The 16,556-nt window shown below is 24.1% G+C and carries 12 protein-coding genes; 3 read left to right on the top strand and 9 right to left on the bottom strand.

The features are described 5' to 3' along the window. The first annotated feature begins 42 nt into the window (after nt 1-42). Together ACZ5EC_RS01050 and ACZ5EC_RS01045 are read left to right on the top strand one after the other, a co-directional pair. Nucleotides 43-2,841, top strand: coding sequence for an MMPL family transporter (locus ACZ5EC_RS01050; RefSeq protein ID WP_464303116.1), 2,799 nt, complete (start codon nt 43-45; stop codon nt 2,839-2,841). Between the two features lie 43 nt (nt 2,842-2,884). Beyond that, complete coding sequence (locus tag ACZ5EC_RS01045) at nt 2,885-3,898, top strand: 4Fe-4S binding protein (RefSeq protein WP_464303115.1); 1,014 nt, start codon at nt 2,885-2,887, stop codon at nt 3,896-3,898. Nucleotides 3,899-3,936: 38 nt separating this feature from the next. Here the strand turns inward: ACZ5EC_RS01045 and ACZ5EC_RS01040 are convergent, their stop codons facing one another. The 9 genes from ACZ5EC_RS01040 to ACZ5EC_RS01000 all read right to left on the bottom strand — a co-directional run bounded on the left by ACZ5EC_RS01040 (nt 3,937) and on the right by ACZ5EC_RS01000 (nt 15,022). Further along, entirely contained in the window at nt 3,937-4,161 is a 225-nt protein-coding gene (locus ACZ5EC_RS01040; protein WP_464303114.1) for a hypothetical protein, read from the bottom strand. Nucleotides 4,162-4,369: 208 nt separating this feature from the next. Then, entirely contained in the window at nt 4,370-5,713 is a 1,344-nt protein-coding gene (locus ACZ5EC_RS01035; RefSeq protein ID WP_464303113.1) for a S41 family peptidase, read from the bottom strand. Nucleotides 5,714-5,900: 187 nt separating this feature from the next. After that, a complete protein-coding gene (locus tag ACZ5EC_RS01030) occupies nt 5,901-6,398 on the bottom strand; it encodes a hypothetical protein (RefSeq protein ID WP_464303112.1) in 498 nt (165 codons plus the stop codon). 216 nt (nt 6,399-6,614) lie between these two features. Continuing rightward, on the bottom strand, nt 6,615-7,841 hold the full coding sequence (locus tag ACZ5EC_RS01025) for an aminotransferase class I/II-fold pyridoxal phosphate-dependent enzyme (protein WP_464303111.1): 1,227 nt from the start codon (nt 7,839-7,841) through the stop codon (nt 6,615-6,617). 139 nt (nt 7,842-7,980) lie between these two features. Continuing rightward, the gene (locus ACZ5EC_RS01020; RefSeq protein WP_464303110.1) at nt 7,981-9,606 is read right to left on the bottom strand and encodes an MDR family MFS transporter; all 1,626 of its coding nucleotides are present in this window, start codon (nt 9,604-9,606) and stop codon (nt 7,981-7,983) included. Between the two features lie 586 nt (nt 9,607-10,192). Next, the gene (locus ACZ5EC_RS01015; RefSeq protein ID WP_464303109.1) at nt 10,193-11,407 is read right to left on the bottom strand and encodes an inorganic phosphate transporter; all 1,215 of its coding nucleotides are present in this window, start codon (nt 11,405-11,407) and stop codon (nt 10,193-10,195) included. Between the two features lie 111 nt (nt 11,408-11,518). After that, nucleotides 11,519-12,190, bottom strand: coding sequence for a DUF47 domain-containing protein (locus ACZ5EC_RS01010; protein WP_464303108.1), 672 nt, complete (start codon nt 12,188-12,190; stop codon nt 11,519-11,521). A 394-nt stretch (nt 12,191-12,584) separates the two neighbouring features. After that, complete coding sequence (locus ACZ5EC_RS01005) at nt 12,585-13,706, bottom strand: PfkB family carbohydrate kinase (RefSeq protein WP_464303107.1); 1,122 nt, start codon at nt 13,704-13,706, stop codon at nt 12,585-12,587. A gap of 98 nt (nt 13,707-13,804) precedes the next feature. Next, nucleotides 13,805-15,022: an IS256 family transposase gene (locus ACZ5EC_RS01000; protein ID WP_464303106.1), complete on the bottom strand. Its 1,218-nt coding sequence runs from the start codon at nt 15,020-15,022 to the stop codon at nt 13,805-13,807. A 328-nt stretch (nt 15,023-15,350) separates the two neighbouring features. On the opposite strand from ACZ5EC_RS01000, the gene ACZ5EC_RS00995 reads away from it, so the two are divergent. Beyond that, complete coding sequence (locus ACZ5EC_RS00995; protein WP_464302846.1) at nt 15,351-16,553, top strand: ISL3 family transposase; 1,203 nt, start codon at nt 15,351-15,353, stop codon at nt 16,551-16,553. Nucleotides 16,554-16,556: the final 3 nt, after the last annotated feature.

Raw genomic sequence — 16,556 nt, 5'->3', positions numbered from 1 at the left:
ATATTTTATTTTAAAAACAAATTCAAAATAATTGGGGGCCATATGTCAACAGAACAAAAAAATGGATCTAGAAAAACCTTTTTAGAAAAATATTCAGAACTTGTTGTAAAAAAATGGAAGTTATTTTTAACAATTGGTATAATTATTACACTAATTGCATTTGCAGGTATCTATTTTTTAAAGTTAAATCTAACATACTATTCTCTATTACCTGATAATTCTCAAAAAGTTTCAGACCTTAAAAAAATATCCAAAAATTTTCCCTCTGCTTCTAATATTTTTGTAGTTATCGAATCAAAAAATAAAGAATATCTTATAAAAGCAATAAAGGAAATAAGTGAAGAATTAAAAAAATCCTATTTAATTGAATATGTAAAAAACGTCTATTCTAAAATAGATACAAATTTTATTAAAAACAATTTACTCCTATTTTTAAATCAGGGTGATTCTAAAAATTTTAACTTTAATTTTGATAGCTCAACTACAACTTTATCTACATTATCTTTATTAAACTCAAACATAGAAACCAATTTGTTAAATAAAAATTCATTTACTAGATTAGAAAAAAATAAAATAAATTATTCTCTGGATAATTTTAATAAGTTTCTCTCTTTTCTTGTTAAAAATGGTTTTTTAAATTCTGATCAAACATCGTCACAATTGTTATCTCTTTTAAAAAGTAACTCTCCTTCAGAATCTATTTATAATAACATATCTAATATTTTAGATACAGTCTTTTTACCAGATAAATATCTTATAAATAAAGATGAAGATATGGCTCTTCTAATGGTACAACCAAAATTTACAATAGAAGATTACTTACATTTTACACCTGGTGTTTTAGCTATTGAAAAAGCCGTAAAAAAAGTTGGTAAAAATATTGGTGTTAAAGTTGGACTTACTGGTTTAATAGTAGTTGCTAAAGATGAAATGGTTACTTCAGAAAAAGGGTTGGAGCTTTCAACTTTTATTGCACTACTTTTAATCCTGATTTTACTTATTATTAATTTTAGATCTATAAGTTTACCTTTATTATCTAGTATTCCATTAGTCATTGGTATAATCTGGACAATTGGTTTCACAGGTATTATTATTGGTAAATTAAATATTATTACAGCTATGTATATGATAGCTTTGCTTGGACTTGGAATTGACTTTGCAATACATCTTTTAACAGCTTTTGTATTTGAAAGGGAAAACCATAATTTTACCAAATCAATTATATTGAGTTTTAAAAAAAGTGGTAGAGGAATAATCACAGGAGCATTAACTACTGCTGTTGCTTTTTTTTCTTTATACATTGCAAAATCTAATTTAATAAAAGAATTAGGTTTAGTTGCAGGTATTGGGATTCTTTCTGAGCTTTTAGCAATGTTTATGTTTATACCTATCCTCCTAAAAATCCGAAACAACAAAATTGAAAGAAAGGGGAAAGTTGATCCAATAACAATTAAAAAATCAAAATATGAATTAATTTTTACAAAACATTTAGGAAACTCAATAAAAAAAAGATATTATTTGTATATTATTATCTCTTTAATTGTAGTTTTAGTAACCGGGATCAATTTAAATAGAGTTAAAATTCAAACAAATTTAATGGAAATGGAAGCTAAAGGATTAGAATCTATTGAGCTTCAAACAAAACTTGAAAAGAAATTTGAGATGACACCTGATGGAATGTTTATAATTTCCAATAATATAAAAGAAACACAAAATTTAACTAAAAAACTTTCCAGAATTGACAGTATTGGTTATGTTGATTCAATTTCTTTGTTTCTTCCTTCCAAAGAAGATCAAACAAAAAGCATTGAAAAAGCAAATTTATTAAGAAACCAGATTGAAAAATATAATAAATTAATTAATTCTTCTCCTGATTTGAACACTTTACTATATTTTTATTCAACCTTTTCTGGAAAGGGAAAAAACACTTTACGAAAAGATGAAATTAACAATTTTAAATCTAATATTATTAAATTAGCAAATATTGCAAATTATGGTGAATTAAATTCTTTAAAAGCAAATCTAAATAAAATATTTGACAATGATCAAAATTATAAATTATTTTCTCTATTTTTAGAAAAAGGGATAATGAACTATTTTTACCCATTAACAAAAATAAAAGCAATTACTATTGATGATTTACCACAGAGTATTAAAGAAACCTATTTTTCTAATGATAAAAAATACAATTTAATCTCCCTTTTCCCTAAAAAGAATTTATGGATTGAAAAAAATAGAAATGAATTTGTAAATGAAATAGAAAAAATTACAGATAAAGCAACTGGTATGATTCTTGTCGCAGATGTATTGTCAAACATTGCTAAAAAGGATGGAATAATTGCATCAATTGCTGCTATCATTGCTATCTTTATAATAATCTTGCTGGATTTTAAAAATATCCAGTTAACAATTTTTACACTTTTCCCACTTTTATTTGCCATAGCTTCTTTACTTGGAATTATGGCAATTTTCAAGATAAAATTTGATTTTGTAAATATTATTGCAATTCCTCTTTTAATAGGTATGGGAGTTGATGATGCAATCCATTTTGCTCATAGATATAAAATAGAAGGAAAAGGGTATATGGATTTAGTTGTCGAAAGAATAGGGAAAGCAGTAACCTTAACCACATTAACAACAATATTTGGATTTTTATCATTTGTACCTTCTCCTATGCGTGCAATGAAAAGTACAGGAATTGTTTTATCTTTAGCAATGGCATTAGCATGGTTTTATTCCATATTTTTCTTCCCTGCTTTTTTAATTTTTGTAAATGAAAAATTACACATTAACATTGATTCATATTTCAACAAATTAAATAAAAAAAATCAAAATAAATAAGAAATAATAAATAAAAAATATTGTAAGCAAAAGGATACTTTATATGAATGATTTTAAAAACTGTATTATCTTTTATTTTACAGGAACTGGTAATACTTATATTGTTGCAAGAACAATTTCAAAAATATTTGAAGAAAATAATATAAATACAAAACTTTTAAATATAGACAATTTTATTAAATCTACTTTTGAGAGTAATAAAATCACAATAGATAAAAGATATTTAAAAAATTTAATTAGCAAATCTATCCCTAAAATTGATCTTATTGGACTTGCTTTTCCAGTAGCTGGACAGGGGACTTATCCCTTTATCTGGGAATTTGTTAGAAACCTTCCTGAAGTTAATAAAATACCTGTATTTTTTGTAGATACTTTACAATCATATTCAGGTGGAATTGTTGGCCCTTTAAAATCAATTGTAAAAAAGAAAGGGTATATTCCAATTGGAGCAAAAGAGATATTTATGCCTGCTAATTATGCTGTAAAATCTTCTATTACAGATCAATTTTTAAAAGGGATTAATTATTTTCAAAATCTAGACTATAATATTTTATTAGAAAAAGGGAAAAATATAAAAACAATAAAAGATTTTAAATCCTATATCAATTCATTAAATTTTCTATATAACTTAGAATTAGATAAAGATAATTTAAAGCGTCTATTTATTGTATTTAAAGGGATTTTAAAATCTATTAATTATTCATTTGATATTATTAATCACAAATCCAGATGGGGGAAGATTCCCTTTTTGCCCGACATTATGTCTCTATTCTCAAAAAAACAATTTGTCTGGAAAATATTAAGAAAATCTTTTAAAATGAAGGTTGATTTTTCAAGATGTACCAAATGTGGAATTTGTGAAAAAATTTGTCCGGTAAATAATATTAAAATAGATTCAAATATAAATAAAGGGTTCCCTGTTCATGGGAATAATTGCTATTTTTGTCAAAAGTGTAAAGCTTTTTGCCCTGTATCAGCAATATATATTAAAAAGAATCCCCCCAATATTTATAGAAGTATAGGTACCAATACAATTATAAAAAATCAAAACAAATAAATTAAGAAAATTGAAAACCCTGGTTTAGAAAATAAAAATTAAAACCTAACCCCTATATTAGCACCCATCCATAAATTAAAATTATTGTTTGCATATCTTATCCTTAGATTTAAACCAAGTAAAAATCCATTACCTAAAGATTCAATACTTATTTCAAATTTATCTTTATAAGTAAAAAAATTATTTCCACTATTTTGAGCAAAGATAAATATACTTGAAAAAAATAGTAATAGTATAATTAAAACTAAAAATCTTATTTTCATAATCCCCCCATTATAAACAACATGCAATAAAATTTCACTTTACTTTAAAATAGTAAAATAATTTAAAAAAAAAACAAATTAATAATATCAAATTTTATTGAATAACTTTAATTAAAATAAGATTAGGATAAGTAATAATTAAATTAAAATAAGTTAAAATTATAATTTAAATAATATAAAAAATAATTAATAATAAAAATGTTTTTGATTAAAATGAATTTTTAATGTATTCAAATACTGGGTCATACCCTTTTACATAATCATTATAATTATATTGAACAACTATATCTGGCCATAAAGAATCACCTTCATAACCTTCAATCATTTCAAAATATTTAGTAGGGTAAAAAATCTTTATCCCTGTTTCATTTAAAGTAAAACTTTTTAATTCACCATAATGATTTGGGCTTCCACCTGATGGTGTTCCAATCAAATACCCATAAAGGTCATTCCTTAAATCTACACTATTTATTATTGCTGATGAAAAAGTTTTATCCCCTATTGCTATAAAAATATTTAATGTTCCATTAATAAACTTTTTATTATTCTTTAATGTAGATATAAAAGGATTTATTAAAGAAGAGTTTCCACCTCCATTAAATCTTAAATCAATTAATATATTTTTAACATCTTCTTTATCAATCACTTCAAACATTTTATTAAAAAATTCTCTTAAAGGATAGTTTTGATCTTCTCTACAACTATTATATTGAAAATATAAAATTCTGTTATATTTATCAAACATAAACCAATAGTTTTTATTTAATTTTTTTAAATAAACTGGTTTTTTGTTATTATTAATAGAAAATATATCAACAAAATCATTTTTAGATATATTATTTAAATCTTTAGCTTTAATAGGTTTAATCTCAACTTTTTTAGCTTCTTTTGTTTTTCCATTGTAAAAAACAAAATCAAAACTTTCATTAATATCACTGCCAATAGCATATTTTAAATAATCAGAATAATTTAACAACAATCTTGCTTGATATTCCTGACTAACCATATTATCATAAGAAACAATTTTACCCAACCTTTCAATTATTTCATCAATTGAAACACCATTTATACCAATTAACCTATATCCCAAAAACTCTTTATATTTTTCTAAGACTGAAGTAATATAATAACCATCATTAAATTTTGTTACATTAATTGGAATATAATCAAGTTTTACATCAAGAGATGCAAAAGTATAGCCATCATGGATAAGAGAAAGTAATTCTCTTATTTTAATATAGATTTCAAAATCTGTTAATTTATCTAATTCAGATTTAATTTCTTCAACTTTATTATAAAGTTTGTCATAAGAAGCAAAGTGATATAAGTCATAATGCCTATCTTCTAATTTTTCCAAAAGCAAGTTTAGTTCTTCTTCCCAGATAGATATTTTTGTAGTTTTATCAAGTTTAATAAAACTTTCCCATTTATTAACAGCATTAAAATTATTAAAATCATTATTTTTTGTACTCACTTTATTTGTAGAGCAGGAAAAAATTATAAATGTAATTGCAGCAATTACAAAAATAGTTATAAAGTATTTCTTTTTCACATGTCCTCCATATTTTAATTAATTATAAAAAAAAATTTATATTCAAAATACAATATTAAAATATAATTCAAAAAAAAGTAATTTTACATATCTGGTAAATTAACAAAATTATTTAAAAAAGATAGTCTTTTAAAAACTTTAGCATGATCATTTAAGATTTTGTTTAAAATCTAATTTAAATTCCTAATTAAAATCTTAATCCAATGCTTAATCCTCCCCATAAAATTAAATTTGTATCAAAAGTATTATCCTGAATAAAATTATACCTTGGTCCTATATCTAAAGCAATATAAATTTTACCAAAAGAATATTGAATCCCGGCTCGAACATCACTAAAAACCCACATAACTTTTTCAGTATAATTAAAAAGTGTAGATTCTCCATCAAAAAAACCTGTACCAACCAAAAGATATAAATTTAATGGAGTATCAAAAAAATAATATTTAAAAAATAGATGAAAATCAAAACCCATTACAAATATTAAAGGATCTATAGATGCACCTAAACCTGAGAAAATTTTATCACTCAATCCATAAGCTGCATTCATACCTAACCCAAATCCATTACCAAGCAACTGAACATTAATATCTACTTTTCCCTTTATATTGACATTTTCCTGTGCAAAAAGAGATAAACTTGATATTAACAACAGAGCAAGAAATAAAATTATCAATTTTAGTTTCATTTTATTTCTCCTGTAATTTAATGTATTTTTAATTTTTAAAATTAATTTTTCATCTAAACTTTTCATCTATTTATTTATCTATTTATATATTTATTAATTATTTGCTACCCAATATAATTGTTATTAGCAAACATTATTTTAATATAATATTAACTCATTTTTTTTATATTTCAAAAATAAAAAAAGCTGCCCTTAATTTCAGGACAGCTTGAATTATTATTTATTTTTGTATTTTTTCAAAACATCAAGAACATAATCAATATCTGCTTCTTTCATATCTGCATTTATCTGAAACCTTATTTCTTCATCACCTTTTGGAACGACTGGAAATGCAAGACCTGTTGCTAAAACTCCATTTTCCTTTAAAAACTTAACAAGTTCTTTTGTTTTCTTTGTATCTCTAATCAAAACAGGTACTATTGGATGATCACTTTCAATTATTTCAAATCCCAATTCTTTTACTCCATTTTCAAATTTCTTTGTCATTTTTACAAGATTTTCTTTAATTGCTTTTCCTTCCTCTGAATCAAACAACTCTATAGCTGCAATTGCTGCTGCTGCTTCGCCTACAGTAATAGGATTGGAATATATGTAAGTAATTGCTTTTTCTTTTAAATAAGTAATCACTTTTTTTGAAGAAACCACATAACCACCATTAACTCCAAAAGCTTTTCCAAGTGTGCCAATCAAAATATCAACTTTTCCTCCTGTATACTCTTCTGTCCCTCTTCCTGTTTTACCAAATGCACCAACTCCATGTGAATCATCAGCAACTACAATAACTCCCTCATTAAAGTTATTTTCATATTTTTTTGCAACTTCCATCAATATCTTAAAATCTGCATTATCACCCCTCATACTAAAAATACCATCAGTTACTACTACAGCTCTTGATGCTTTTGAACTGTACTCTTCTAAAATTTTTTCAAGATCATTATAATCAAGATGTTTATAAACAGCTTTTGCATAAGGTCTGCTAATTTTTATAGCATTTATAATACAGTTATGGTTTAATTCATCACTAATAATAACAGTATTCTTATCTATTAAAGAGGTAAGAGCTCCAAGTGATGTCATGTATGCTGAAGAAAAAATCATCCCATCTTCTCTTCCATGAAATCGTGCAAGTAATTTTTCTAAATTTCTATGCAATTCAAAAGTTCCATTAATAAATCTAACTGAACCTGGTCCTGCACCAAACTCTTTTGTAGCTTTTTCTTCAGCTTCAATAACTTTTTCTCTAAAAGCCATACCAAGATATGAATTTGAATTCATTTTTATAAATTCTCTATCACCCCATCCCTTTAAAAAATATCTTGGACCTCTTTTAGCAGTTGGTTTTAAAACCTTTACAATAATATCCTCTTTCCCTTTATTTCTACCTTCTTTTTCAAGAGTTTTAAGTTCTTCTTGAAAAATAACTTCTATTTTATCTAACCCCATACTATCCTCCAATCTAAATTATATTACTGTTTATAATTTAGTAAAAAAGAGAATAATGTCCATAAATTTTATATTTTTTTATTTTTTTATTTAATTATTCATTGTAATTAATCGTTTCTAAATTAAATTTATGATTTTTTTATTCATCTTCATTAAAATATTCATCTTTTTTTAAAGGGATCTCTTTTAAAAATAGAGTAACAAGTATTGCAAGTACTGAAAAAATAATACTTAAAAAATAAATTTCATTAAAACCTGAAGTCAGAGATTTCTTTATTGCTATTACAAATTTATCATAAATTGCCATTCCCTGACTTCCTAACATTGAAAATTTAGATTTCATCATTTCTAAAGCTTTCGGATTAGAAAAATTTTGAGGTTTTAAAATTTGATTTCTAACAGAGGAAGGTGCATTATTTAAAAAAGCTGAAAGCTCTTCAGGTATGTTTTTTACAATATTTTTAGAAAAAGCATTATTTAAGAGAGTTCCTAAAATTGGAGAAATAATTACACCCCCTAAAGATCTTATAAATTGTTGAGTTGAATTTACAACGCCCATAATTTTATATGGAAATGCATTTTGAACTATAACACTTAATAAAGGTAAACTTGTTCCAATACCTATACCAAGAACAATCATATTTCTAACAACTACAGGCCATGTTGTATTTATATCCATTTTGTATAATAAAATTGATCCAATAAACATAAATATTGCCCCAATTATTGCTAAAAATTTATATTTCCCTGTTTTTGATATCAATATACCACTTATAACACTACCAATTATAAAACTTAACATCATTGGAGTCAAAACTACCCCAGAATATTGAGCTGTTAATCCAACAACTACCTGGATAAAAAGAGGTAAAAACATTAAACTTCCAAACATTCCCATAGATACAAGTAATCCTAACATCAATGACTCATTAAATATCCTGTTTTTAAACAACTCAGGTGAAATTAAAGGTTCTTTTTCTCTTTTTTCATTAAAATAAAAAATTATAATTAATAATATCCCTACCCCAAACAAAGTTAGTAATTGCCATGAATTCCATGCATATTTTGAACCAGCCCATGTGAATCCAAGTAAAATTGGAATTAATCCTGCAACCAAGATAATACTACCCTTCCAATCTATATTTATTTTTTTATTAATTCTAACATCAGGTAGAGCATATAAAATAGCAGCTAAAGAAATAACACCAATCGGTAAATTTATATAGAATATCCATCTCCATCCCCAATTATCAGTTATCCATCCACCAATAAATGGACCAATAATGCTTGCAATACCATAGACACCAGAAATCACACCCATAAATTTTCCTCTTTCTCTTGGATTAAATATATCACCAATTGTAGCACGAGGCATACTCATCATTGCACCACCACCAATACCTTGAAGTGCTCTTGCAAATATAAGCATTTGTATTGTTCTAGCCTGTCCTGAAATTATTGAACCGATCATAAACATTAATAAACCAAAAGCATAAAAAGGTTTTCTACCATAAATATCAGATAACTTTCCATATATAGGAACTAATGTTGCTGAAGCCATCATATATGCAGTAAAAATCCATGCATATAATGAAAATCCTTTTAGATCACCAACAATTGTAGGCATAGCTGTTGATACAACAGTTTGGTCCATAGATGAAAAAAACATTGTTATTATAACTGCAGTAAAAGCTATCCATTTTTTTTCTTCTGGTACATGATTTGTTTCCTGATAAACAACTTTTTTTCTTTTTAAAAAAGTCATAAGGTTTCCTCCATAGTATAAAGTTTTTTTTAATTATGATTTGCTAAAAATAAATCAAAATTTTATATTAATAAATGAAATTACTAGAACACTTATGTTAGTGATTACTTACTTACATAATTAATCATACACAACTATTTATGTCAAGCATAAAATGAAAAAAAATTTATTAGTTTGGATCTGTTTTTGAAGTATGCAGAATTTAATATCTCTAATAGCTTTTTTATAATTTTATTTTAAAGATAACTTTCTGTAAATGCAACACAAGTAACATATACCACACCAATAATTATTATAGTTAACAACATTAAAGCTAAAATAAGTTAATTCTTTGTTTAAATTTTGAATGTTTTGTTGAAAACTGAAGTATGATGAAAAAATTATTTCATTATTTTAATAAAAAATCACCCGGTGTTTGTTTAATGTTTAATAGACTCTTTTTAAAAAACTTAAATCCACATATTTTTTTAATTTGTAATAATCAAATTAATTTGTATTTTATAAATATTTTATATCTATTTTAATTGTTATTTCATACTCTTTAAATAAAAATATTTCAGAAATATTATTTATAAGTTTTAAAATTTTAAAATAATGCAATTATTATTTTATAGAAAATAGCTGAAGTTACTGCTGCTAAAGGTACAGTCAATAACCATGATAATACAATTTGTTTTAAAAAACCAACATTTAAAGCTTCAAACCCTTTTGCATAACCAACACCGGTTATAGAACCTACAACAATATGAGTAGATGATACAGGTAATCCTAACATTGAAGCTAAAAAGATAGTTGTTGCAGTTGAGAAATCCACAGAAAATCCTTTTGAGTTATTAAGTTCTGTTATCCCTTCTCCAACTGACTTCATAACTTTACTACCCCATAATGCAACTCCAATAGCAATTCCAATACCACCTAAAATTAATAATTCTTTTGGTACTTGCGCTTTTGCACTAATTATTCCTGTTTCTACAATAGTAAAAATTGCAGCTAAGGGTCCAATTGCATTTGCAACATCATTTGAACCATGTGCTAAAGAAACATAACAGGAAGTCATGATTTGAATTTTTTTAAACATATTTTCTACTTCTAAATATTCATAGTTGTTAGAATTGTTTTTTAGTTTTATATTTTTGAGAATGAAAATACTGATAAAACCTATAAAAGTACCAATTATTAATGCATAAAGAATATAAATTAAAGACTTTTTATGAAGAGCTTTTATAAAAAATATTGACATAAAGATAAAAAAAGTAAGTCCAATTAAAAATGGTCCAATCTTTTTTGCAGCATTTAAAGGATGGGATCTTCGTAAAATAGTAACTGCAATAAATTTAAATATAAAATATCCTATTAACCCTCCTAAAAAAGGTGAAATAAACCAGCTTAAAACTATAAATCCCATATTTAACCAATTAACAGCTTTAACCCCCAGAGCAATAATACCAAAACCAGCCATACCTCCTACAATTGAATGAGTTGTTGATATTGGCAAAGCAAATTTTGTTGCTATCAAGATCCATAAAGCAGCTGAGAGCAATGCAGCAAATGATCCAGCAATTAATATGTTGGGGTTTGATATTAAATTTATATTTACAATCCCTTTTCGTATAGTTTCAGTTACCATCTTTCCAAAAAAGAAAGCTCCTGAAAATTCAAAAATACCAGCAATTATAACAGCCTGTTTTACTGTAATTGCTTTAGCACCAACTGCAGTAGCCATCGAATTTGCAACATCATTAGCTCCAATAGCTAAAGCCATTGCAAAACCTACTATAATAGCTAGAATTAAAATTATCATTTTAACTCCTATTTATTATTAAAATTTGTTAAAAAATTTAAAACATTATTTCTTCAATAAAAACATATTTTTTTTAAACTTATTTTATCAAAAATAGGTACCATTAAAATATTATTTCAAAAATAAATTTAGCATCTCTGCTGTATTTTCAGCAATATCAGTTATCTGGTTTAAAATCCTTATAAACTCTCTAAAAAATATTAAATCTATTGGATTTAATTCATTTTTTTTAGAATATAACCATTTAGCAATTTTTAAAGAAAGTTTATCTACTTCACCTTCTATGTGCTCAATAGTTAAATTTTCAGTTTCTTCTTTTTTAAGAACTTTTTTTGAAAAAGAGCTATCAATAACCATTCTTATCTGATTAATCATACTATCAAGAATTTTAATAGATTTTATTACTTCTTTAGTAAGATACATAACATCTTTTTTAATTTCCTCATCAAACCCTTCAACTTTATTTAAAGATAGCTTTTTTGCAGCATCTTCAATCAAATCAACAAGTTTTTCCTGATTTGATAAATAATCGCTTAACTGTTTTCTTGTAAATGGTAATTTTATTTTTTTTGCTAATTCTTTTCTTACTTTAAATTTTATATCATCAGCAATACTTTCTTTTTCAGAAATATATTTAACTAGTTCGCCAATATCTTCATCATTTAAATATTTGATAACTAATTCTTCTAATTTTTCTGATACATCATTTAGAATTTCAGCATGGTCTAAAATTAATTGAATAGGTGTAATTTTTGGAAGCATCCTTGTAAAAACTGACTTCATAAATTTATCTCCTCTATTTAAATAGTGAAGCTAACAAATTACTTTTTTGCTTCACTTAAATTATAAAACAAGTACTCAAAATTGCATTTTTTCTTTAACATAGATTTTTATATTTATAATAAAGTTTTTAGTTTTTAAAAATAAGTTTATAAAAAATTAATATTATTTTATATGTTTAAAATTTAAATTATATATTTAAAAATTAATAATTTTACATTAATAAATTCTATATTTAAAAAATTATATATTAAAGACCCTATTGATTATTCTATTAAAAAAACCTATGTTATAACTTTTTGTTATAACTACTATAACTATTTTTTATAAATTCAAGAATAATTTACTTTTTATAAAAAAAAACACAAGGAAAAATATAAATTATTATATTAAAATATTAAATATTTTTTGGAATGTAATTTTCATATGACTGACAAACTATCTGAGATAATCTTATAGACTCACTAATAATATCTACAAGATCTTCGATTGATATATTTTTGATTTTATTTTTATCAATACCTTTTTTAAAAAAACCATATGCTAAACCTGCATTAAAGGTATCACCTGCACCAATAGTACTAACGGGTTTTATTTGTTTAACATCGATATTTTTTGTTTTATCCTTATAAAAAACAGTGACAGGATCTTTTCCATTTGTAATAACTAAAATCTTCTCATCAAAAAAATTTATAACTTTATAAATATCTGATAATTTTTTAATTATTAATTCAAAAAATTTATTAAACAAATCACTAAATTTATTAAAATCATATCTATTTTTTTGTTTTAGCAAACTGTTTATCAATTTCAAATTTTCTACTAAACTTTCTAGATGACTTTTTAATTTTAATTCAATTTCTTTATCTTTTAAATTAATATATAAAGAAAAGTATTTATAAAAATATTTGAATATTCTTTCTACACTTAAATTTACTCTATCTAAATTAGAAAATATAGTTATAAAATCTTCATTAGATAATTTAATTACATCAGAAAACAACATATTTAAAAGAATATTATAAAAAAGAAAATTTAAATCTTTTAAATGGGGTATTCTAAAATTAGGGTCAAAAAAAATTAAACAGTTATTTTTTTTTGCATTTGTTATTATTTTGGATAATTTATCGTATATCTGTTTATCAATGGAAAAAAATGAACCCCATACTATGTAATCTTTATTAAATTCTGGACTTTCTATATTTAATCTTTTTTTACTATAGTTTTTATAAAAGTTATAATTTGCATTATTTTTATCATCTAAAAATGCTAAAGATATTATAGTATTTCCATCTTCATAGAAATATGTATAATCAATATTAACATTATTTTCTAATAAAAACTTTTTTATAACATTTCCAGCTAAATCACTTCCAATTTCAGAAATAAATGAAACTGGAACATCTAATCTTGATAAAGAAATTGAAACATTTAGCATTGAGCCACCTGGTACAGCACTTATTGGTTTATTGTTTTTAAAAATAATATCAAAAACTGTTTCTCCAATTGTATAAATCATATTAATTCCTTTTTTTCCGGTTATGTCAATAAAAATGTGTAAATTAGTTATAATTCTAGAATTATAACTAATTTCGCCTCCCGATGAAAATATTGACATTAACCATAAATTTTTTTTAGCATTAAGTCAAGCTCATATTTTGCCTGACCAAACCCCCTTAATATTCTTTCTTCCCATCTATTTTCATAATCTTTTAATATTAAAAATAAAAGTTTCTCTGCTGATTCAACTGTTGGAAAACTATTCTTACCTTTTATTCTTTTCCTTACTTCTTCATTTAATCTCTCTATCCAGTTTGTCGTATAGATCTGTCTCCTTATACTTTCCGGAAATTCATAAAATGTTAACATATAATCCAATACTTCTTCTAAATCTTTAACTAACTTCTTATACTTCCTTCCCCATTTTATTTTAAATTGTTCAAAATAAAATAGTGCTTCTTCTTTCCTAGTTTGACTATAGACTTTTTTAAAGTCTAATAATATTTCTCCTCTATCTCTTACCCTTACTCTTGTTGATATGTTCCTGCTTAAATGATATATACATCTTTGTATTTTTGATTTAGGGAAATTGTTGCTTATTACTTCTTCTATACCCCTTAAACCATCTGTTACAAACAACAATACCTTTTTTACTCCTCTTGAATTTATATCTTCAAATATTTCATTGTAAAAACTTGCACTCTCTGTTGGATTTATGTAAAACCCTAATATCTCTCTTTTCCCTTTTACATTTACTCCTAATAAAAAATAGATTGCTTCTTTAGATACTGTATCCCTCCTTATATTTACATGCATTGCATCTATAAATATTACATAATAACTTTCTTCTAATTTCCTGTTTTTAAATCCTTCTATATCTTTTTTTACTTTCTCCGTTATATTCGATATCGTTTCTTTACTATATTTCATCCCATATATATCTTTTATATGTTCTGATATATCTTCTGTAGATAGTCCTTTTGCATACAATTTTATTATTGTATCATCTATATTTTCAAGTCTTCTCTTATATCTTTCCAATATTGCAGGATAAAAACCATTCCTTGCTCTTGGTACTTCTAAGTTAATAATTTTTCCATGACTCGTGTCTAAATCTCTGTACCTTTTACCATTTCTGTAATTTTCTTTTTCTGTTTCTTTATCATATTTTTTATAACCTAAAACAGTATCTATTTCATTTGTCATTAAACTTTCATATCCATATTTTAATATAGATAACATTAATTCTTTTGTTTTATCAGGATTTTTAATAAATTCTTCTAAAACCCCTTGACTTTCTAAAAATTTAGCTAATTCTTTACCTAAATTGTTCATTTTTTTTGCCTCCTGATGGTTTGTTTTTTTGTACATATTTTTTTCATCGGGAGGCAATATTTTTTATTTATTTGCTTTAAGCAAACTTATTCTCTCTTTTACACACTTTTATTTATAGCATACTTTTTCCTTTTTCATATTTAATTATCTATTAATTTTAATACAATCTTTACTTTATAATCTAGTATTTTTTACAACACGCTTGTTTTAAAATATAATCATTTTTTTATCTTTTTATGGTTCAATTTCAAAATGAGTGGATAAAAAAAAAGTTTAAAAAAAATAATTTCTCCCCATACTAAAAAAAAATAGTACAGGGAGAAAAAAAATGATACTAGAAAAAATTATAACAGTTTTATTTAAAATTCAAGGATTTTTATTTGATAACATAAAATTAATTGAAAATAAAATTATTATTGAAGTTAATCATAAAAATAAACCTATTTGTCCAATATGCAGAACAGAATGTAGTATTTATGATTCAAAATATAGAGAAATTAAAATAGGATTTTTGTTGGGAAGAATTATTTATTTAAAATTTAAATTAAGAAGAGTAAACTGTAAAAAATGTAACAAAGTATTAACTGAAAAACTTGATTTTACTGACTCTAAAAAAACTTATTCAATATATTTAGGGGAAGAAATATTAAGATATAGCAAAAAGTTAGATAACAAATCAATATCACAAATAACAGGTATATCAGAATCAAGTATTTATAGGATTGATAAAAATATGCTATCTAAGAAATTTGAAACACATCTTTCTAAATTGCCAGAAGTAAATAAAATGAGTATAGATGAAGTATCATATAAAAAGGGACATAAATATTTTACAGTATTTATAGATAATGAAAGGTCAAAAGTTATCTGGTTAGAAAAAGGAAGAAAACACAGTGATTGTATTAGAGGATTAGAAAGTTTAAGTAAAAGAATTGAAAACCTTCAAGTAGTAACAATGGATTTATGGAAACCTTATGAAAGTGCAATAAATAATTATTTTAATGGGAAAGTTAGTATAGTATTTGATAAATTTCATATATCAAGGTTATTAAATAAAGCAATAGAAGAAGAAAGAAGAGCTTATCAAAAACAATTATCATTCAAAGAAGGGTTATTTATTAAGAAACATATGAGATGGATAATATTAAAAAGATATTCAAAATTAGACTTAAATGGCAAGCAATACATAGAAAAATTAAAGAGATTAAATAAACCATTATATGAAATATATCTTATGAAAGAGGATTTTTTATCTATATTTGGCAGGATATATACATTAAAAGAAGCTTTAAAGATGCTATTAAACTGGTTGAATATGGTATTATCAAGTGAATATAAATATTTAAAAAGATTTGCAAAGAAGATAGAAAAGAGAATAGATAAATTATTAAATTGGTTTAAATATCCAATATCAAATAGTAAAGCGGAAGGATTAAATAATGTAATAAAAACATTATTAAAGAGAGGATATGGTTATAAAGATAATAATTATCTTAAATTAAAAATATTACAAATTGCAGGTGATTTATAATAA

It is taken from the genome of Exilispira thermophila (assembly GCF_055389015.1).
Note: the sequence above shows the minus strand (reverse complement) of the source record. Positions and strands in the feature narration are given on the sequence as shown.

Coding starts and splice junctions, on each gene's coding strand:
- ACZ5EC_RS01050 (WP_464303116.1), top strand. CDS start 43: ATGTCAACAGAACAAAAAAATGGATCTAGAAAAACCTTTTTAGAAAAA.
- ACZ5EC_RS01010 (WP_464303108.1), bottom strand. CDS start 12,190: ATGAAGTCAGTTTTTACAAGGATGCTTCCAAAAATTACACCTATTCAA.
- ACZ5EC_RS01030 (WP_464303112.1), bottom strand. CDS start 6,398: ATGAAACTAAAATTGATAATTTTATTTCTTGCTCTGTTGTTAATATCA.
- ACZ5EC_RS01040 (WP_464303114.1), bottom strand. CDS start 4,161: ATGAAAATAAGATTTTTAGTTTTAATTATACTATTACTATTTTTTTCA.
- ACZ5EC_RS01025 (WP_464303111.1), bottom strand. CDS start 7,841: ATGGGGTTAGATAAAATAGAAGTTATTTTTCAAGAAGAACTTAAAACT.
- ACZ5EC_RS01000 (WP_464303106.1), bottom strand. CDS start 15,022: ATGAACAATTTAGGTAAAGAATTAGCTAAATTTTTAGAAAGTCAAGGG.
- ACZ5EC_RS01015 (WP_464303109.1), bottom strand. CDS start 11,407: ATGATAATTTTAATTCTAGCTATTATAGTAGGTTTTGCAATGGCTTTA.
- ACZ5EC_RS00995 (WP_464302846.1), top strand. CDS start 15,351: ATGATACTAGAAAAAATTATAACAGTTTTATTTAAAATTCAAGGATTT.
- ACZ5EC_RS01045 (WP_464303115.1), top strand. CDS start 2,885: ATGAATGATTTTAAAAACTGTATTATCTTTTATTTTACAGGAACTGGT.
- ACZ5EC_RS01020 (WP_464303110.1), bottom strand. CDS start 9,606: ATGACTTTTTTAAAAAGAAAAAAAGTTGTTTATCAGGAAACAAATCAT.
- ACZ5EC_RS01005 (WP_464303107.1), bottom strand. CDS start 13,706: ATGATTTATACAATTGGAGAAACAGTTTTTGATATTATTTTTAAAAAC.